Raw genomic sequence first — 19,335 nt, forward strand, 5'->3', positions numbered from 1 at the left:
AGTCCCGGCCAATACAGGGGGAGATCGCGAACCTCGGGCTGCGCGCTGACCCCGATGTCACCTCTGGCTAGAGCTACTAGGCGTCTCCAGCGCGCTCAATCCGGAACGGCTATTCGTCCTCTCCTGACCACCCGAAAGCTGTCGGTCGCCCGCAGCAACGACGGCAGACCCTCGACGCGAAAGCGCATGCCGTCTTCCGAGACACAGGCGACCTTTGCGCGCTGGCCGTCAGGCCATTCAATGATGTACTCGGCAGCTAGTTTTGGTATCGATTGGACCACTGCCTAATTCTCACTATGCGCCACCGGCCGTCCCCATTATTCTAATCGCGCCTCTTGCTCGCGACGATGCTTAAGATGTGCCGCAGAAATGCTGCCGGCCGCTCTTCGCAAAGTTGGCGCAGCGCCTGCTTGCCGTGTCGAGACCGCAAGTAGGTCGCTGGTAAAGGCTTCCCTGAGACAGTCACGCGGGGGCCGCCCCGGGCCACCAGCGTGGCCGTTGACAAAGCGACCATGCGCGTCGCGCATTGGGACGGGCGCTCGAACGACGCTGTCGCTCCGGTGCTGTATGGCGCAGCGGGATCGGTTGAAATACGCCGTCTGACCCGTGCCCGGGCCGCGATCGCAAGGGCTCGCTCGATCTTCAGGATGGCCTCCAGCGATCGCGATTTGGCCAAGACCATTAACGCAGCGATATGTTAGCACTTTCAGGCGCTTGGGACAAAACCAACGCTTTCACTTCGAGACCCGGAGGCGCGAGGGTTCTGTCGGCATGGACCAGGCGGTCGGAAGGCGGTGGTGCCGGTCGTGTGGACCTTAGTCGTCCCCTCAAGCGGCGGCGAACGTCGCGGATATCGATCCGGCGACGGCGCCGAGAATTGCACCAGGCTGAACCGTCGACGATATGCGTGCCGCGGCGCCTCGTCCTCATGCGGTCAGATGCCGACCTCGAAGATCGGCAGATCGGGGAAGGCCGCGAAGCTCGGCAAGTTGATGGTTGGCAAGTTGATCGTCGGCAACGAGGGCAACAACGGCAGCGTCGGATTGATCGGCAGCGGTACGACCGAGATCGAGGGGAATCGCAAGGACGGCGCGGGCGTGGTCGGCGGGCGTTCCGATCGGCAGCGGCAGGCCCTGATTGGCGAGGCTCTGCCAAGGCAACGGTGGCTGAGAGACGCTTGGTCAGGAACCGCCAGGCGAATTTCCATGATACGCGCGATGCAGAAGGGACAGCTTCGTGCAGGAGAGCAAGATGCTTGCCTTGCATCTCGATCCCTGCGTCCCCGGCGATGCAGGTAATGTTGCCTTCGGGCCGGGCCATATTTTGCAGAAGTCCGGCGGCGACCGGATCGCCCATCAACGCGACAATTGGGATGTGGATGTCTCTTTCGCAAGCAGTGCTATTGCCTGATGGTTCAGAGCCACAATCACATCCGGCTTTGTTCGCACTATACTGCGTGCGATCTCGGCATAGCGTTCTGGCAGACCGTCGGCGGTGTATCGCGCTACGATCAAATTCTTGCCTTCAATGTACCCGAGCCCACGCAAGCGAGAAACAAGCGGCGCAAAAGCCAGGTCGTTGCGAGGGATGCTGACTAAGGTAAAGATCGCCAGCCGGTAGACCTTGTTTTGCTCCGCGGCCGGCAGCGCGCTCGTTATGCCGGTGGCCACTATCCCTGCAAGCACGTCTCGCCGTCGCATGTGCCTCTCCTCCAAGGGCCACGCTGGGGAGTAGGAGCCTAGCACTTTGGTTTAAGGCTGTGAGGTGCTTTGAAAGACCGCTCCGGGTCAAAATCAGCGGTCGAGACCGCTGCGTGCTGCTTCCAGTCTTCCCTCGCTAGCCGACGCTTGGGCGAGCATTGAGCTAGCCAACTCGGGCCATATCTCGAACGTTAATGCAATGCAGTTCATCAGTGGGTTTATTCGATGCGGTCTTAGGTCAGCGCTCCGCGCCGGAACGGAAGCCGGCAAAACAATGAACTGAACTTTGGCTGCGCGAGCCGCTGTGCCTACTGCTTGCTTCAGACCGAGTTCAGCAAGCGGCCGGTCAGCGACGTTTCGGGCTGTGGACTGAAGCTGCCGATTGGCTTCTGCAACGACTCGTATTGCTACGGCGAGTTCGCTGCATTCAACACGGGCACTTCATCCGCAAGGATGACGAGCTTCTCACCCTTTGGTTTGATGCTGATTGCTATCTCGCTCACGTCCGCCCACACCCTGGCCTGCTACCTGCCGAGAAGACCTCCTTCAGCGCGAGACCGTGCACCGACTCCTCTACGCCCAAGTTATTCGGCATTCCTACCGAGTCAGCGCGACCTGCTTGAATGCAATCACGAGAGCCTTTTCGAGTTTTCCCTGCATCCCCGAGAGAATGCCGTATGCCTCCGCCCGAGGCATGGTCGGCTTGTAGCGTCGATGCTCGATCAGGGCGGCGAAGATGTCGGCAATGGTCAACATTCTCACGATGTCGGCGATGCTCTCGGCAGAGAGCGCGTCCGGATACCCGCTGCCATCGAGATATTCGTGATGATGCCGGACCGCATCCAGGATCTCGGCCGAGATTCCGGTCTGAGCTTTCAGAAACTCGTACCCCGCCACCGGATGCGTCTCTACAAGCGCCCGCTCTTCGGCATCCAGACGTCCGGGCTTGTCCAGGATCGCCAAGGGGACAGTTGCCTTCCCGATGTCGTGAAACATGGCGGCAGAGTACAGGCGCTCAAGATCGGTTCTCTTCAGCCCTAAGCTAAGGCCGAAGTCGATGGCTACACCGGTAACGAGGAGGCAGTGCTGATAGGTCCCTTCGTGATGGCGCCGCACGGTGCTGAGCCACTCAGCGAGGCCGCGCTCAGTGATCCGTTCGGCGATTCCTCTGCCAGCTTCTATAGTCGCGATCACGTCTATCGGCTCGCCCAAAGAGGCCGCAGCAAAAATCGATCCGATCGCAGCAGCCGCCGCCTCCACCGGATTGTCTTGCTGCGCCGTGCCAGTTGCCGAATCAGTCTCTGAACTCGCCCGACTGGCCAACGCCGCGAAGAGTTTGGATTGATTAATTTTACCCGTCACGGCGAGCGTAGCTCCCAGGGCATAGGCCTGCGAGATGCAGACGTGAGACGCTTCCTCGACTAGGAATATGCGCTTGGAGACTTTGGCCATCCGAGCACTCCTCCTCTTGAGAGCGACGATGTTTTCGATCACACGTAAATCGGCCCGCACAACCAGAACGTCGGGCACGTCCGAGAGCTTTGCGTCGAGGTCCAGTCGCTCCCCTGCGATCCGAAATCTTCGATCGAGCAGGCTGCAAAGCTCGGACAGCTTGGCGGCATTATCAGTCAGAACATGCACAAACATGAGAGCCGTCTCCGAGACGCTAATCGGCGTCTTCACGTCCAAAATGATCCCTGATCCTCAGGCGGTTCGTTCAACCACACTAGCGCTTCGCGCAATTCCAGGAAGATCACTCGCTCCTCAGACGTCGACGGTCGGCCTCCCCCGGACAGATAGAGGATGAAGCCCTTGCTGTCGTGATAAAAGAGGGCCTCTTTGGCTTCGCAAGCAGCGAGAGACGGAACGTCGATGAAAGACACCGTTCGCGAGGAGACTAGCTGCATGTGTTGCTACTGGTCATTCGAGCTTCGACAGCTTCCGCTCATCGCGCGGGAGCAAGATGATCCTTAGGGGACGCTTTCTTCCTCGCCTTTTTCGTCACGAAGTGGACACCGACATTCATCACGTTGACCCAAACCAACTCGCATCGACGAAATGCAAGCCCGCTGGAAGATAGAACGAGGAAGAACTCTTGAGCCTTGAGCGCGTCGATAGATCCTTCGACCTCGAGCTTGGCGCCTGTTGCCGAGACGTCAAGGAGAACGCAACTTCGGCGCCATGTGCCATCGACGCCCATGATGTTCATGAGGCGCTTGTGTTCAAAGTGAACGCGGCCTGCCTTTCGACCGTTCAACCTCATTGCAATCCCCTGGAGTAAAGGTACTAGGTTCAAAGCAGAAGCGCTCGATGGACATATGCACCTCGCTGCGCGCAGCCACGATGAGCTGTTCGATTCGTTCGGACTGGGACAGCAACTGAATTGTCGTCGCGCCGCTGGGCAATTGGCCGAGCAACAATCGAATGCAGGCGTTTGCGAGATCCAGGATGAAGATCGCCTGGCGCAGATCCTCTGTTGAGCGAATCTGGTGACATTCAACTGTTGAGACGAGCGCAGCGATGTGCGCCAAAATATTGGATGGACGGCAGTATAACTGCTGTGGCCTAGGGGATTGGCGAGGTCTACGGAATTTCAGGACAGTAGACATGTGGTTCTCAATCGGTTCGGGCTTAAGGGCCGCCCAAGGAATCAAAATACATAAACAACAAACCGACAGGACGCGCGCACTGCATCAGGCTCGCGGGTCCGGCTTCGACCAGGACGAGTGCAGCGTCAAAATCCGCACTGTCGAAATGCCCCGTGTTGCTGACCTAATTCTCACGCCGTAGTTGTTAAAATTTGCCTAAGCTTCTGGCGGCAGGGGTGCTTCTCGGCCATGATCGTGGCTGCTGAAAAGGGGCGCGCCTGACGGAGGTCCGCTTATTGCGACGGAGCGGACAGATTTGCTCAACCTGAGCTCTTCGCATGCGGACTTCGGGCCCGACGACAGAACCGAGCATTTCCAATTCCATCGCGGAAATTACGAGCCTTAGTCGGGCATGGGCCCGGAACCCACCATCGACCAACTAATTTAGCTGGGGCGCTTGCCTTCCCATTGTGGCGGTCGCCAACAATCCGGAACTACGCGCGACGAGGGCGCGGCTCGGTGTTGCCCAGGCGCAGGCGTTTGCCGCCGGAATCCTGCCCAATCCGCAGGTGGCCCTGGAGCATGGTTTCCTGATCAGCGGCCCGGGCACGGTAAATGCCATGCTCGCCGGGATATCGCAGGACATCGTGCCGCTGCTCACCTTCGAAAAAAGCGACGTCTATTGACGTCCCTAAAGAGACAGCAGCGGAATACCAAGCGCCACTCCGATCGCATCGAAAGCTTCAAAAGAGCCACGGCTCTTATAAGGCGAACTGCCATTCCAAAGTACTTCTTACATCAATCGGCGATGTGTGATCCTTATCACAGGGAACCGAAGAGAACTGCCCACAGTTGAATGTTCTTTCCATAAATTGAGAAGCGGCTGTGCGCGCGTGATTTGCAGCTCCCGCGCTCTCAACGGGACGGAGAAAAGGAATGAGCCCTCTACCGAGGCAGCCGTTCAAGGCACGGACCATTGAGGAGCTGATTGGGATCCTAAGCACGGCATCCGCTGCGATACTGGCCGTAATCATCATCGCCACGCTCTATTTCGGCCGAGATATTTTCGTGCCGGTAGCGCTTGCTGTCCTTCTCAGTTTTGTGTTGGCTCCCGTCGTAGGTTTATTGCAGCGCATCCACGTTCCCCGCGGACTGGCTGTCGTAGGCGTTGTCATCCTCGCCTTTGGCCTGATTTTTGCGATGGGAAGTCTTCTGGCAACGCAGCTGACCCAACTCGCCGGTGATCTTCCTCGCTATCAGTCGACGATCAGTGAAAAGATACAGTCGTTCCGGAACACCAAAGCAGGTAGGGGTACGCTGGAACGCGCGTCCGACATGCTGAAGGACCTCGGCAAGGAGCTCGACAAGCCAAAGGACACCGCGGTGGTGCGAGTCCCCGGATTAACGGCGGGCCGAACCATTTCTGCTCCGCCGGTGCCAGTGGAGGTTCGCCAGCCGGATCCCGGGGCGCTGGAAAGTCTTCGTAGCTTGATATCTCCACTCATCCATCCGCTCGCGACCACGGGCATCATCATCATTTTCGTGATCTTCATTCTCGTTCAACGCGAGGACCTGCGTAACCGCCTGATCCGGCTGGCCGGCTCGTCCGATTTACAGCGGACAACGGCGGCGCTGGACGATGCGGCGAGCCGGCTTAGCAAGCTTTTCCTCACGCAGCTCATTCTTAACGGGGCGTTCGGCGCAGTGATCGGCACGGGTTTGTGGTTCATCGGGATTCCCAGCGCGATCTTGTGGGGCATCTTGGCTGCCGCGCTGCGCTTTGTCCCGTATATCGGCGCGGTGATTGCCGCCGCATTTCCGCTTGCTCTTGCGGTCGCCCTTGACCCTGGCTGGTCAATGCTGCTGTGGACGCTCGCGCTGTTTGTGGTCGTGGAGCCGATCGTGGGGCATGTCATAGAACCAATGGTTTACGGTCACAGCACAGGGCTATCTCCCGTTGCCGTTCTCGCGTCGGCGACGTTCTGGACCGCGCTGTGGGGACCCATCGGCCTCGTCCTCGCAACGCCGCTCACGGTCTGCCTTGTGGTGCTCGGAAGGCACGTGGAGAGGCTGGAATTCCTCGACGTCATGTTCGGAGATCGGCCGGCTCTTGCTCCACCGGAAATTTTTTATCAGCGCATGCTGGCTGGCGATCCGACAGAAGCAGCCGAGAAGGCCGAGGAATTTCTTAAGGAGCGGTCGCTGGCCTCATACTATGACGAAGTCGCCCTTAGGGGGTTGCACCTGGCGCAAACCGATGCCGAACGGAATGCTCTCGATCAGGAGCGACTCATCAGAATCCGCGATGCGGTCAGCGAGCTCGTCGGCGACCTTGCCGATCAAGATGAGCGGCCGCCGGCGAAGGGCGAGGCGACCATGGATCCGGAAGCATCCACTGCGGTGGAGAGCGTTCCAGAATCCGCCGCGAACGAACGGATGCCTTCCGTGCGCAAAGGAGACCTCCCGCCGGAGTGGCAGGGCGATCACCCCGTGCTGTGCGTGGCCGGACGCAGCTTAGTCGATGAGGCAGCTGCGATCATGCTCGGCCAGCTCTCAACAGAGCACGGATTAGCGGCGCGCGTAGAAGGTGCCTCTTCGCTGACCTCCAGCAATGTTTTCCGCTTGGATACCACAGGCGTTATGATCGTATGCCTGGTCTATCTCGACATCAGCAGTCCGGCACATATGCGTTACTCGGTCCGGCGGCTGAGGCGGAAATTGCCAAGGGCAACCATCATACTGAGCTGTTTGGCCAGAGAGATTGACGAAACGGCATTAGAGGCGCTGCGCGAAGGCGCAAAAGCCGATCTAGCGTCTGCGAGCATTGGCCACACAGTCAGCCTGAGTATCGATGCCACCGGAATCACTAGACTCGGCCAGACCGGAAAGAAGCAGGCGACGGTAATAGCTGCGGCGTAATCGTCAGCGTCGGCCACTCCAAGACCAGAATTATGAAGGCGGCTTCGAGATACTGAAAGCGAGTACTTGCTTGGCTGCTTACCGGAAAACTTCTCTCCGGTCATGAGAGCAATTGCGGGTCCCAGTTTCGAGCCCTCGTGCGCCCACGATTTCAATGCATTAGCCAGTGAGCACATGATTTTTCAAACGGACCTTTCAACCAACGGCCAGGGCGGGCTGAAGCCTCTCCCCGCTAGCGACTTTCAATCGCCCAATCAGTGGCTTACACGACGGGCCAATCGAACCATTTTTGCCGTACCGCGTTCCAAGAAAATCGGTGCGTTAGTGTTTTATGCCTGCGCGCCGCGACCGCCGATCAGACGTCAGGACGGTTGGTCTGTGTAGGCGGCCGCGGTTGCCCATGAGCAATGCATCGGATATCAGCTCGACGTTGCATCGCGCGACCCGGCGGCATCGGCGAGAATGCCTGTCGCATCAGTGCGCGGATCTGTGAGGATTCCGAATGGCTCGGCCTGGAGATGGACCACGCCCGCAATGATCGCGCGCCACACCGCGCGGCTACTCGCCGGTTCGCCGTAGGAGTCGCGACTGTGATTGCGCAAAAGCTATGCAGGCGAAAGCTGCAACATTGCAAAATGCCGTTTCGTGGAAATCGGCGCGTTGGAATTGCTGATGAAGTCTGTAAGATCACAGTCCACCGACTGCATCCCGGACGTCGCAACTTCAAACGCTGTTTGAAAAATCGCGAGGAGGTGATCAAACGCAGCTCGCGAAATGTATTTGACGAAGCCTGAAAGCCGCTTCAAACTCCCGACAAAATAAGAGTTGGAGGAAACGAATGCGGTGGCCCCTGGCGTCGCGCAGCCTTGCCGTTCCTGAGACCGCCCCGCGCATTCCCTTCAATATCCCGAAGCCAAACCAGGAGCAGATCGTGCTTCTGATCACGATCGTGCTGCTCGTCGTGTTCGGTGTCACGCTAAGCGGCTTTGCCACCGTCTCCAACCTGCTCAATCTGCTGCGCAGTATTTCCATTCTGGGCGTGCTCGGCCTCGGCATGGGGCTGATCGTGATCAGCCGCGGCATCGACCTCAGCGAGGTCGCGACCCTTGCAGGCTGCTGGGCCATCGCCCTGATCGAGATGCAGCGCGGCGTGCCGGTCGGCGCCGCCGTCCTGCTCGCTCTCGCCATCGCGCTGCTGATCGGCGTCATCAATGGCGTCATGGTTGCCTTTGTCGAAGCGCCGCCTCTGTTCGTGACGCTGGCCGCCGGCTTCGTGATCTATGGGCTGGCGTTCTGGTTGGCGCCGGCCTGGGTGGTCTACGCGCCCAAAGATGCACCAGGGCTGATGTTCGCCGGCGCCGGGCGCCTGTTCGGCATTCCCGTCCCAATCCTGGTGTTCGCCGTTTCGGCGATCGCCATGCATCTGTTCCTGTCGCGCACCTCGATCGGTCGCTTCATCTATGCGCAGGGCGATAATCCCGAGGCCGCGCGGCTCACCGGCATCCCGCTGCGGCCGTTGATCGTGCTCGAATACGCGCTCGTCGCGTTCCTCGCCTGGCTCGCCGGCCTCGTCTGGGTCGGCACCACCGGCAGCATGCAGATGGCGATCACGCAGGGCACAATGATCTTCGACGTGGTGCTGGTCGTCGTCATCGGCGGCATCAGCCTAATTGGTGGGCGCGGCAGCGTGTTCTCGGTCGTGGTCGGCTGCATCCTGATCGGCACACTGCTGAATGCGTTCACCATCATGGACGTCAACAGCGAGGTGCAGAACATCATCAAGGGGGTGGTGCTGCTGGCCGCCATCGTGCTCGACAATTTCCTGCATCCGCGGGACGAGGAAACGGCGCGGCAGGGAGACTGACGAGACTTACTCAACGAAGCAAAACCTAGCGAGGCAAAAACCTAACGAAGAATGCCGCCAAGGCATCCCGTCTCATCAACAACGGGAGGAACCCATGAAGATCAGGACACTCTGGACGATCGCGATCACAGGCGCTGCGCTGGCCGCGCTGCCATCCCTGGTGCTCTCGCAGGAGGAAGGCGGCACCAAGACCGCGCGCGAGCTTCGCGCCTCCTATGACAAGGCGTTGCAGGGCAAGACCATCGCGTACCTGCCGATCGCGCTCGGCGTTCCGCTGTCCGACGAATGGGGCCGGGTGGTGCAGGAAGAGGCGGAGTGGCGCGGCATGAAGTTCATTGTCCGCGATCCCAACAACAATCCATCGGCGATGCAGCAGGCGCTCACCGCGTTGGTCGACCAGAAGCCTGACGTGCTGATCGTGCAAAATCCCAGCGTCACGCTGCTGATGAAGGACCTGAAGCGCGCCGAAGCGCAGGGCACGCATGTCATCCAGATCAACATGTCCTCGAACTACAAGTCAGGCGCCTTCGTCGGCGCGGACTGGCGCGAGATCGGCAAGATGCTGGCGACTGAGGTGGTCAGGGTCTGCGGCACCGGGTCCGGCAAGTCCGGCAAGGTCCAGATCGTGCAGGGCGAACTGACGGCGGCGGCGAGTGTCGACCAGGTCGGCGGCATCATGGAGGTCCTCAACAAGGACACCAATATCAAGGTGGTGTCGAACCAGGCCGCCAACTGGGACGCCAATACCGCGCTGAACATCACCGCCACCGTGATCCAGCAGCATCCGGACCTCTGCGCCTCGATCGGGTTCTGGGGAATCATGGAATCGGGTGCCGCGCAGGCGATCCGCAACGCCGGCAAGATCGACGACGTCAAGGTGTTCGCTTCCGGCGAGGGCTCCTCGCTCGATTGCGACCAGCTAACTTCTGGCAATTTCTACAAATTCCTTAGCTACAAGGCGACTGAGCAGGGCCACGATCTGATGTTTGCGGCTGAGACGCTGCTGATGTCCGGCGAAAAGCCCGGCACGAAGAATCTCGAATATTACACGCGCCCGATCTGGCTCGATAAGAGCAACGCGTCGGGTGCGAACTGCTTCGCACTTCCCAAGAAGAGCTGACGCGAATCTGAGCCGGCGTGCGCGGTTGCACGCCGGCTGCTTGGGAGTGCTACGACCATGTCTACCATCGAAGCCTTTGCCGAATCCCTGACGCAATCGGCGCGGCGGTTCTCGCCACGCCTGCTTCTCTCCGAGTTGCTCCTCAAGCAATGGTTCGAGCCGGTCGTCCCGTTCACGGTGATGATGGGGCTGTGGCTGTATTTCGCGTTGACAATCCCGGACTATGCCTCGGTGCAAAACGGGTTGTCGCTGCTGCGCCTGTTCGCCGAATTCGGCTTCGTGGCGCTGGCGATGGGCTTTTGCCTCATCAGCGGCGGCATCGACCTGTCGGTCGGTGCGATCTTTGCGCTCTGCAATTTCGCCGCACTGTTCTTCCTCCTTGTGATGGAGTGGCCGGTTGGCCTCGTCGTGGTCGCGACGCTTTGCGTCGGCGCTGCGCTCGGCAGCATCAACGGCGTCCTCATAGGTTTCCTGAAGACGCGGCCGTTCCTGACCACGCTGGTGACGCTGATCATACTGCGTGCCTCGGTGAACCTGCTCAACACCGGCTATGCCCAGGTGTTCGCCACCAATTCGGTCGATAGTGATGCCTGGGACTTCATCGGCACCGGCAGCGTGCTCGGCATTCCCGTCAACGCCGCGATGCTGTTCGTGGTGCTGCTGATCTGTCACATCTTCCTGTCGCGCTCGCGCTATGGCTGGCATCTGACCGCGATCGGCGCCAGCCGCAAGGCGGCGCGGCATGCCGGCATCCGCGTCCGGCTGATGCTGTTTCTCACCTATGTGCTGTCCGGCACGCTGTGCGCGGCCAGCGGCATCTTTTATGCCGCACGCCAGGCCTCGACGGATTCGACGACCGGCGTCGGCTGGGAATTCCAGGCGCTGACCGCGGTCGTGCTGGGCGGCATCTCGCTAGCCGGCGGGAAGGGCACCGTGTGGCGGGCGATGATCGGTGCCCTGATCGTCTTCCTCCTCATCAACGGCCTCGTCCGCATGGGCATCCCCGGCTATGTCACGTCGGCGGTCACGGGCATGATCCTGCTCGCCGCGGTCGGTATCGACGTCAAATGGTCGAAGAACCGCGGTAAGGCGATCCAGAAGATCTACGTCAATCCGGCCTATGTGGCGTTCTCCCCCGCGCCCTCCGTGCAGCGCGGCTCGGCCTCGCCCTTTGCCCAGAACGATCGCTTGATCCACGCCAAGGCCATCGGCCTCGACCAGGTCGAGGGTCCGGAGGACGTCATCGTCGACCGCCAGGGCCGGGTCTATGGCTCGACCCGCGACGGCAACGTGATCCGCTTTTCGGGAGAGAACTTCGAACAGCGCGAGGTATTCGCCCATATCGGCGGCCGCCCTCTTGGCATGCAGTTCGACCGCGACGAGAACCTGATCGTAGCGGTTGCCGGCATGGGCGTCTATGGCGTCGCCCCGGACGGCCGCGTGTTCAAAGTCACCGACGAGACCAACCGCACCTGGTACAAGCTCAATGACGATTCCCGCCTCCGCATGGCTGATGATCTCGACATCGCGCCTGATGGCAAGATTTATTTCAGTGATTGCACCACGCGCTACGAGATGACGACCAACACGCTCGACATTCTCGAAGCGCGGCCCAACGGTCGCGTGGTCTGCTACGATCCCAAGACCAGGACGACGCGTACCGTCATCAATCACTTCTACTTCCCCAACGGAGTGTGCGTCTCCCATGACGGCAAATCAGTGCTGATCGCGAGCACCTCGCTCTGCAAAATCTTCCGCTACTGGATCGAGGGGCCGAAGAAGGGCAAGACCGAGGTCCTGATCGACGAGCTTCCGGGCAATCCCGATAACATCAACCGCGCGTCCGACGGCAATTACTGGCTGGCGCTGGTCGGCATCCGCACGCCCACCTTCGACCTCTCGGTACGCAAACCCGGATTCCGCTTACGCATGGTCAAGCAGGTGCCGACCGATGAGTGGCTCGCGCCCGCGCTCAATCACGGCTGCGTGCTGAAGTTCAACGAACGGGGCGAAGCGCTGGAATCCTGGTGGGATCCGACCGGCATCTCGCATTCGACGCTGACCTCGATGCGCGAGCACAAGGGCTATCTCTATCTCGGCGGCCTCGAGAACAATCGTATCGGCCGCATCAAGCTCGATGGTGTCGACGAGAGCTGGACCGGATACGACGCCTACTGGGGCGACAAGAGCAGGGTCAGGGGATAGCGATGGGATTCTTCGATCATCTCCTGCGCGATATCCGCAGCGTCATCGACCGCGATGGCGGCGAGAACGCGATCCCGCCGCTCGACGGGTCGCTGAGCCCTAACGACCGGCTGGATGGCGCGACCGTCATCGGCGAGCCCTTGCCTGGGGTGGACGACGTCGTCGCGGCACCCGACGGATCGATCTTCGCCTCGGCTGGGCGACAAGTGCTGAAGCTCTCAGGTGCGGGTTTTGCAACGCGGACGCTGATCGCCGAATTCGACGGCGATGCGGGTGGGCTTGCGATTCACCCGGACAGCCGGCTGCTCGCGTGCGTGGCCGGCCGCGGCCTTGCGGCAATCGATCCGGCCAAACCCGATCCGGTCTGGCTGCAATCCGGGGACGGCCGCCCCTTAGTCGGGCTGTTGTCGGTGGCCGCGCATCCCGAGGGCCGCATCTTCGCGGTCGAAGGCGCCGCCGGCCGCTCACCGGACCAGTGGCGGCGGGACCTGATGGAGAAGCGGAGCCAGGGAAGGTTGATTGCGTGCGGGCCGGATCTCGGAAGTGCCGAGGTGCTGCTGAGTGACCTATCTTATCCCTCCGGCGTTGCGGTGTCCGCCGACGGCAAAAGCTTGTGGCTCACCGAGACCGGCGCGTATCGCTTCAGCCGTTTCCCGCTCACCGCAAGTGCGCTGGGGCAGGCCGAAATCGTCGCCGGCAATCTGCCGGGCTACCCTGGGCGGCTGCATCCGGATGATCGTGGCGGCTTCCTCCTAGGCCTGTTCGCGCGGCGCACGCATCTCATCGAATTCGTGCTCAAGGAGGACGATTTCCGCGAGGAGATGATGCGGACCATGCCGGAAAGCTATTGGATCGCGCCGGCGCTGGCCGGCGGTTCCGATTGCCTCGAGCCGATGCAGATCGGTGGCGTCAAGGCGCTCGGCATACAAAAGCCTTGGGCGCCGCCGCGCTCCTATGGGTTGCTCGTGCATCTGGATAGCGAGGGCGAAGCAACGGACAGCCTGCACAGCCGTGCCGGCGGCCGCTTCCACGGCGTCACTGCGGCCTGCGCGACGCCGCAAGGCGTGGTCATCGCCGCCCGCGGCGCGGGATGTCTTCTGCTCCACACGGGAGAGTTCCGATGAGCGACGGCGCAAACCTCGTCAATCCCGCCGAGCCGGTGCTCGAGATCGTCGGCGGCAGCAAGATCTACGGCGGCGTGCACGCCATCGAGGGTGTCAACTTCAATCTCTATCCGGGCGAGGTGCATGCCCTCGTCGGCGAGAACGGCGCCGGCAAATCGACGCTGTGCAAGGCGATTGCGGGGGCGATCCAGCTCACCTCCGGCGAATACCGGCTCGATGGCAAGCAGGTGAAGCTCGAACAGCCGCGCGATGCTCTGAACGCCGGCATCTGCATGGTCTATCAGGAGACGAGCCTGGTGCCGACCATGACGGCGGCGCAGAATATCGAGCTCGGCAACGAAAAGCTGCTGACGCGCTTCCGCACCCTGAACATCCAGGCACAGCAGCTGCTGCAATCGCTCAATTTCCACGTCGACCCGGCAACGCCCGTGGCCATGCTCGGCACCGCCAAGAAGCAAATGGTCGAGATCGCGCGCGCGATCTACAACAAGGCGCGCATCATTATCTTCGACGAGCCGACCGCCTCGCTTACGCCAGAGGAGATCGTCCATTTCTTCCACCTGGTGCGCGACCTCCGCGCCCGGGGCGTTTCTATCATCTACATCTCGCACGCGCTGGAAGAATCCTTGCAGATCGCCGATCGCATCACGGTGCTGCGTGACGGACGGCACGTGATCACCGCGCCGGCAAAGCAACTCAGCCGGGATAGCCTCGTTCAGCATATGGTCGGCCGCGAGGTCGGGCAAGCGGTCTATGGCGGCAGCAAGAAAACTCACCACCGTCGCGAGAAGGTTCTGACGGTCGAGAACGTCACCATGGGCATGGCGGTGAAGAACATGTCGTTCTCGGTTTATGCAGGGGAGGTCGTCGGCATCGCCGGACTGATCGGCTCGGGCCGCACCGAGATCGCCAAGGTGATCTATGGTGCGCTCAAGCGCAATTTGATCAATGGTGGCACCATCCGCCTGCGCGGGAGGCCGATCCGTTACCGGGTGCCGCGCCAGGCCATCAATGACGGCATCGCTTACATCACCGAGGACCGCAAGGCCAACGGCTTTTTTGAGACCATGGTGGTCGATGACAACGTCTATCTCGGCAAGCTCGCCACCAAGGGCGGCTTCAGCTTTCTGCTCTCGCGCGGCCGCCGCGGCAAGCTCGCCACCTATTGGGTCGACCGGCTCAAGATCAGCGCCCTGCAAAGAAAAGCCAAGATCATCGAACTCTCCGGCGGCAACCAGCAGAAGGTCGTACTGGCAAAGACGCTGGTGCAGGATCCCTCCATTATCATTTTCGATGAGCCGACCCGCGGCGTCGACGTCGGCACCATTCCGCACATCCACGCCGAGATCCGCCGCCTCGCGGACGAGGGCAAGGCGGTGGTCGTGATCTCGTCCTATCTGCCGGAAGTCCTCGCCGTCTCCGACCGCATCCTGGTCGCCCGGACGGGGCGCATCGTCGCCGAGTTCGATTCGGCGGAGGCCACGCAGGACAAAATTCTGTACGCGGCGGTGCATTGAGCAGCGAGACCAGACCGAGACTCGAGGCAGCAGCGAACCGCAATGCTGACGCGAGACGCGCGGCAAACTCGCCCTTTCTCTTGTAAAATCAATGATCCTATCATGTCTCATAATCAGCGGGTCCCAGGTTCGAGCCCTGGCGCGGCCACCAAAATATCCACAGAATCAAATGCTTAGAAAGTGACCGGGCTCAAGTCAGTTGGCCGCGTCGGCTTGGGTCACGCAAGGGTCACGTCGGAGAGACAGTAGCCGCTCTTTTTCTATGAGAAGCCTCAGCCCGACAATCGAATCCTTGGATGGCGCGTAGGTAGTAGGGACACGCTGTCTTTGCGGGTCGCTTGCTGTCTCAAGAATTCAAATGCCGAACGACTACTCGAGCTTTAGGCAAGGCGTCCCACGCGTGGACGGCCAGTGCAGGTGCCTCCCCAGTCGGAGGACCAGCAGATGCTGATGCTGGCATCCGGCTGCGCGTCGGTTGGTGCGCGCGAAAGAAGCGAGCATGGCGGCTCACTGGTTACGATGTTGCAGAGATTGCACCTAAAGAGGCGCAAGGCGTTTGAACTAAACCGGCCCCTTCTTCGCGACACACTCCGAAGGCTTGGTCGACCACAGCCGAGATGAAGAGGCTTGCAATCCTCCTCGCTGCCGGTCGGCGCGAACAAACTTGGCCTAGCTGCGCAAGCCTCGCGCCGAACAACTGCCACACGTTCTCAGGAACGCGTCACGCTCGAACTGTGCGCAGGAAATTCGCGACCTCGTCCCTGAGTCTAGTCGAATTGCGCGACAACAGCCCAGCGGATGACAGGAGCTGAGCCGACGCGCTGCCGGTTTCCACTGCGCCGCGTTGCACGTCGGCGACGCCGGAACTGACCTCGCCGGTGCCTTGGGCCGCCTGCTGGATGTTTCGAGCAATCTCGTGCGTCGCCGCGCCCTGCCGCTTCACCGCAGCCGCGACCACCGTAGCGATTTCGGACATTCTGGAAATGGTGCCGCTGATATCCGTGATGGCCGCGACAGATTTTCCCGTGGCGTCCTGCATGCTCCCGACCTGCTGGCTGATCTCTTCAGTGGCCTTGGCGGTCTGTTCGGCTAACGCCTTGACCTCGCTCGCCACCACCGCGAAGCCGCGACCGGCATCGCCTGCACGCGCTGCCTCGATCGTCGCGTTGAGCGCCAGGAGATTGGTTTGGCCAGCAATGCTGTTGATGAGATCGATGACATCCCCAATTCGCGCGGCTGCCTGCGCCAAATGCGTGATCTGTTCATTCGTTGTTTCAGCCTGTCGGACCGCCTCGCTTGCGATGCGTGAGGACTCCTGAACCTGTCGGCCGACTTCTCCCACTGAGGTCGCCAATTGTTCGGAGGCGGACGCGACCGACCGGACGTTGGTGGTCGCTTCCTCGGAAGCCGCGGCGACGCCGGTCGCCACGTTCTGGGTGCGTTCGGCCGTCGACCTCAGCGCGCTTGCAGATGATTCAAGCTGACTTGAAGCTGACGAGACAGTTCGAACGATTTCGCCCACCGCAGTCTCGAATGCGTCGGCGAGTTGATCCATGTTGCGCCGCTGGAGCTTGGCCTGTTCCCGGTCCTGCTCGGCCCTGGTTTCCTCTGCCCCCTTCTTGGCGATCAGCGCCTCCTTGAACACCTGCAACGCATCGGCCATTTGCCCGATCTCGGTGCGCTCGCCCTGACGCGTGACCTCTGCCGACAGATCACCGGCACTGAGCGCTTGCATCGGCGACACGATCGCGGCGATCCCTCGCGAGACGCTTCTCACCAAGAAGAAGGCGACGAGGGCGCCGAGGACGCCGGCGGTCGCCGCCAGCGCCACCACGGTATTGAAGGTATGGTGGTAGGCGGCCGTGGCCTTCGCTCCGGCCTCGTCCGCGCCCTTGTTGTTCAGGTCGATCGCACTTGTCAGGACCTTGTCGGCCTTCAGGCCGACGGGATTGACGGTCTTGCTGTTGAGCTCGTTTGCCTCTTGGGGGAAACGGCCAACCGCGACGCGCGACAGACGCAGCACCTCCTGCGCGCCCTTCATGTACTCGTTCCAGAGACCGCGCCATTGGTCATAGAGCGCACGTTCCTGCGGAGCGGAGATGAGCTTCTCGTAGTCCGCAGTATTCTGCGCCATCCTTTCAGCGATCTGCTCGATCCGCTTGTCAAAGTCCGCCTTGTCCTCTGCTTGGTCGTTTAAGAGGTGCTGCCGCACCGCGTTACGGTAAGTGATAGTGGTTGCGCGCAGGTCGCCGAGCACGCGAACGCTCGGAAGCCAGTTGGTCTGGATGTCAACGACCGCGGCGTTGATCACCTGCATCTTCCAGATTGCGAGCGCGCTGGTGGCGATCAGGGCCACCAAGAGGCCGATGACGACGGCGGTAATCTTCGTTCGTATGGAAATGTTGGAAAACATGGCATAGCTCCCTAAGGACATCATAATAACGCCCTCCGTCGCAATGCATCTGACGGTGGCCGTCTCGCTCCCCGGATCGAGCCCGATTGCCGACGGGCCTCATGCTAGTGTAGGTTGTATCGCTATTCCTTTAAGCGATTCTTACCCGCGGCCGCAACTTGAATGCGAAGGGCATGCTGGTATCATCGCGCATCGTTAAAGCGATGCAAGCGCTTTGACAGAGTCGGCGGTGAGCTGTGACGTCGCTTAGGGCTAATGTCTCTTTGTGGCCCGTCAGCGAAATGCCTTTGATGGTGGTCAGCTCATTCAGGCGGAGCGGGCCTGATTTGCTCAACGCAGTTCTCCGCAATTATGGCTGGATGGGCGGCTAATTCAGCGAGCAGCAGGGTCGACCGCATCTTGTGGCGATATTTGCAACAGCCGCTCCAGCGTCTTCGCTCTTGGCGCTCGCGTCCACACATCGGCCATTAAGGAACTGGAGACGAGTTGCTGTCACCATTTCGCTACATAGGGACCGCGCTGCTGGGAAGCATCATCATTGTATTCGAGTGGCGCGCGCTCGGAGGCTAATGGCGCGGCTCGAGAGGCAAGCAACTGTAAATTTGCCAACAGGACAGTGGGGCCGCTTCAATTCGTGGCCTCGGGTCACAGCTCGCGCTCCATCGCGGGATGCTGCCGGTTCTTAACCTTGATCCAGTGCTTCTGCCGACCGCCTCGGTACGGCTGATCGCGAAGCTTTGAGACCAAGCCTTCGAGACCCATGCGGCACGCCGCTCGGAATAGGTCCGGGCCGATCTCGCCGCGCTCGAAGGGCGCCACGGTGATGCCCTCCGGACGGCGCGCCAAAAGCTTTCCAGGCTGGTCTTGCGCAGGTGCAAGGGCAGGACGCGCAGATCATCGCCGCCCACGGCGAGAATGTCGAAGGCGTAGAGCTGGACTTCGTGGTCGTGCTTGCGGGAGTGCAGCGCGTTAAAGTCGCTGATGCCATCCACCCCGAGGATCACGGCCTCGCCATCTATCACAAACCTCTTTTGCCGGTTCTTCAGTGCGGTCTCAGCAGTCCAGGGATAGCGCCTGGTCCAGTCGGTGCCGTTGCGCGAGAAGAGCTCGCACGCGATACGCATGAAAGCGCAGCTAGGCACTCACACGCAAATTTACGCCGGTTCGCGAAGGAGGTGCGGGAACTTTCGGCGCAGGGCGGGCCCGCTTTGACGGCGGATCCCGCCAGCGCCGGTCGAAACGGTCCGGAAACACGATTAGGACGCAGACGAAATGAAGTTGAAGCGGGAAGGGCGAATGATTGCTCCATCTCAAGGCACGGAGAGACACCTATGACACACTATCGGAACGCCCGGGCTCTTGCTTTCACCGCCGCGCTGCTCATGGCCGCTATCGCGTTTATCCCGCGCCCAGTTAGCTCCGATCTGGGCGCCGCTTGGAAATGCAGTCAGAACGCTCTCATGACGAGCTGCCGACTGGCTGAACAATGATCGATCAGCACCGGCCCTAGGTGCACAGCCGGAGAGACTCTTCGAGCGGAGTTTCATTGTTTCAGCCTCTCATCTCGATCGACACAAGAGGAGACGTTAACTTTTTTCCAGCCAGCGCTTTCGCCAACGATTGCCCCGGATTTTTAAACTACGTAGCGGCGAATTCGCACTGCTTCATGACTAGGCCGCCCAAGCAGCACACCAGGATATTCAGTTTTACCTCGCGTGACCGTCACTTGCCGAGAACCGGATCCTTTCCCTACTGACAATTGTCCTGTTCTGACGGGGGCCGAACCTTTGGAAGCGCGATGGAGAACTAAGAATAGCTGCTCGGTCACGCGCATCCCCAAGATTGACCTGGGCTACCAGGAAGTCGACAGTCCGACCGAACTGTC

General features: G+C 60.7%; 14 protein-coding genes. 7 read left to right on the forward strand and 7 right to left on the reverse strand.

What is annotated here, in order from left to right:
- Positions 1–934: 934 nt before the first annotated feature.
- From ACVWZ4_RS36390 to ACVWZ4_RS36410, 5 genes are all read right to left on the reverse strand, one after another.
- A complete protein-coding gene (locus ACVWZ4_RS36390; protein WP_456705501.1) occupies positions 935–1,084 on the reverse strand; it encodes a hypothetical protein in 150 nt (49 codons plus the stop codon).
- A 271-nt stretch (positions 1,085–1,355) separates the two neighbouring features.
- Positions 1,356–1,700, reverse strand: coding sequence for a hypothetical protein (locus tag ACVWZ4_RS36395; RefSeq protein ID WP_456705500.1), 345 nt, complete (start codon positions 1,698–1,700; stop codon positions 1,356–1,358).
- Positions 1,701–2,297: 597 nt separating this feature from the next.
- Positions 2,298–3,347 (reverse strand): HD-GYP domain-containing protein, encoded by a 1,050-nt coding sequence (locus ACVWZ4_RS36400; protein ID WP_456705499.1) that lies wholly within the window; start codon positions 3,345–3,347, stop codon positions 2,298–2,300.
- Between the two features lie 298 nt (positions 3,348–3,645).
- Positions 3,646–3,963, reverse strand: coding sequence for a PilZ domain-containing protein (locus ACVWZ4_RS36405; RefSeq protein WP_456705498.1), 318 nt, complete (start codon positions 3,961–3,963; stop codon positions 3,646–3,648).
- Positions 3,923–4,309: a hypothetical protein gene (locus ACVWZ4_RS36410; RefSeq protein ID WP_456705552.1), complete on the reverse strand. Its 387-nt coding sequence runs from the start codon at positions 4,307–4,309 to the stop codon at positions 3,923–3,925. The genes ACVWZ4_RS36405 and ACVWZ4_RS36410 overlap by 41 nt, the downstream gene beginning before the upstream one ends.
- A gap of 449 nt (positions 4,310–4,758) precedes the next feature.
- Between ACVWZ4_RS36410 and ACVWZ4_RS36415 the strand changes: the two genes are divergently transcribed.
- The 7 genes from ACVWZ4_RS36415 (at position 4,759) to ACVWZ4_RS36445 (ending at position 15,037) form a co-directional block, all read left to right on the forward strand.
- On the forward strand, positions 4,759–4,974 hold the full coding sequence (locus tag ACVWZ4_RS36415) for a hypothetical protein (RefSeq protein ID WP_456705497.1): 216 nt from the start codon (positions 4,759–4,761) through the stop codon (positions 4,972–4,974).
- A 250-nt stretch (positions 4,975–5,224) separates the two neighbouring features.
- Positions 5,225–7,207, forward strand: a complete 1,983-nt coding sequence (locus tag ACVWZ4_RS36420; RefSeq protein ID WP_456705496.1) for an AI-2E family transporter — start codon at positions 5,225–5,227, stop codon at positions 7,205–7,207.
- Positions 7,208–8,045: 838 nt separating this feature from the next.
- Entirely contained in the window at positions 8,046–9,071 is a 1,026-nt protein-coding gene (locus ACVWZ4_RS36425; RefSeq protein ID WP_456705495.1) for an ABC transporter permease, read from the forward strand.
- A 94-nt stretch (positions 9,072–9,165) separates the two neighbouring features.
- Positions 9,166–10,191, forward strand: coding sequence for a sugar ABC transporter substrate-binding protein (locus ACVWZ4_RS36430; protein ID WP_456705494.1), 1,026 nt, complete (start codon positions 9,166–9,168; stop codon positions 10,189–10,191).
- Between the two features lie 57 nt (positions 10,192–10,248).
- A complete protein-coding gene (locus ACVWZ4_RS36435) occupies positions 10,249–12,396 on the forward strand; it encodes an ABC transporter permease (protein WP_456705493.1) in 2,148 nt (715 codons plus the stop codon).
- A 2-nt stretch (positions 12,397–12,398) separates the two neighbouring features.
- On the forward strand, positions 12,399–13,520 hold the full coding sequence (locus ACVWZ4_RS36440; RefSeq protein WP_456790537.1) for an SMP-30/gluconolactonase/LRE family protein: 1,122 nt from the start codon (positions 12,399–12,401) through the stop codon (positions 13,518–13,520).
- Entirely contained in the window at positions 13,517–15,037 is a 1,521-nt protein-coding gene (locus ACVWZ4_RS36445) for a sugar ABC transporter ATP-binding protein (RefSeq protein WP_456763867.1), read from the forward strand. The genes ACVWZ4_RS36440 and ACVWZ4_RS36445 overlap by 4 nt, the downstream gene beginning before the upstream one ends.
- Before the next feature lie 721 nt (positions 15,038–15,758).
- Here ACVWZ4_RS36445 and ACVWZ4_RS36450 read toward each other — a convergent pair.
- Positions 15,759–17,450 carry a methyl-accepting chemotaxis protein gene (locus ACVWZ4_RS36450; RefSeq protein WP_456790538.1) on the reverse strand — a complete coding sequence of 564 codons (1,692 nt, stop codon included), beginning with the start codon at positions 17,448–17,450 and terminating at the stop codon, positions 15,759–15,761.
- 566 nt (positions 17,451–18,016) lie between these two features.
- On the reverse strand, positions 18,017–18,574 hold the full coding sequence (locus ACVWZ4_RS36455) for an ATP-dependent DNA ligase (RefSeq protein ID WP_456790539.1): 558 nt from the start codon (positions 18,572–18,574) through the stop codon (positions 18,017–18,019).
- Positions 18,575–19,335: the final 761 nt, after the last annotated feature.

The sequence above is a fragment of the Bradyrhizobium sp. USDA 4472 genome (assembly GCF_054058595.1).

Bases quoted from the DNA above. Each gene is read 5' to 3' on its own strand.
- ACVWZ4_RS36395 (WP_456705500.1), bottom strand. From the start codon at position 1,700: ATGCGACGGCGAGACGTGCTTGCAGGGATAGTGGCCACCGGCATAACG.
- ACVWZ4_RS36400 (WP_456705499.1), bottom strand. From the start codon at position 3,347: ATGTTTGTGCATGTTCTGACTGATAATGCCGCCAAGCTGTCCGAGCTT.
- ACVWZ4_RS36405 (WP_456705498.1), bottom strand. From the start codon at position 3,963: ATGAGGTTGAACGGTCGAAAGGCAGGCCGCGTTCACTTTGAACACAAG.
- ACVWZ4_RS36410 (WP_456705552.1), bottom strand. From the start codon at position 4,309: ATGTCTACTGTCCTGAAATTCCGTAGACCTCGCCAATCCCCTAGGCCA.
- ACVWZ4_RS36420 (WP_456705496.1), top strand. From the start codon at position 5,225: ATGAGCCCTCTACCGAGGCAGCCGTTCAAGGCACGGACCATTGAGGAG.
- ACVWZ4_RS36425 (WP_456705495.1), top strand. From the start codon at position 8,046: ATGCGGTGGCCCCTGGCGTCGCGCAGCCTTGCCGTTCCTGAGACCGCC.
- ACVWZ4_RS36430 (WP_456705494.1), top strand. From the start codon at position 9,166: ATGAAGATCAGGACACTCTGGACGATCGCGATCACAGGCGCTGCGCTG.
- ACVWZ4_RS36435 (WP_456705493.1), top strand. From the start codon at position 10,249: ATGTCTACCATCGAAGCCTTTGCCGAATCCCTGACGCAATCGGCGCGG.
- ACVWZ4_RS36440 (WP_456790537.1), top strand. From the start codon at position 12,399: ATGGGATTCTTCGATCATCTCCTGCGCGATATCCGCAGCGTCATCGAC.
- ACVWZ4_RS36445 (WP_456763867.1), top strand. From the start codon at position 13,517: ATGAGCGACGGCGCAAACCTCGTCAATCCCGCCGAGCCGGTGCTCGAG.
- ACVWZ4_RS36450 (WP_456790538.1), bottom strand. From the start codon at position 17,450: ATGTTTTCCAACATTTCCATACGAACGAAGATTACCGCCGTCGTCATC.
- ACVWZ4_RS36455 (WP_456790539.1), bottom strand. From the start codon at position 18,574: ATGCGTATCGCGTGCGAGCTCTTCTCGCGCAACGGCACCGACTGGACC.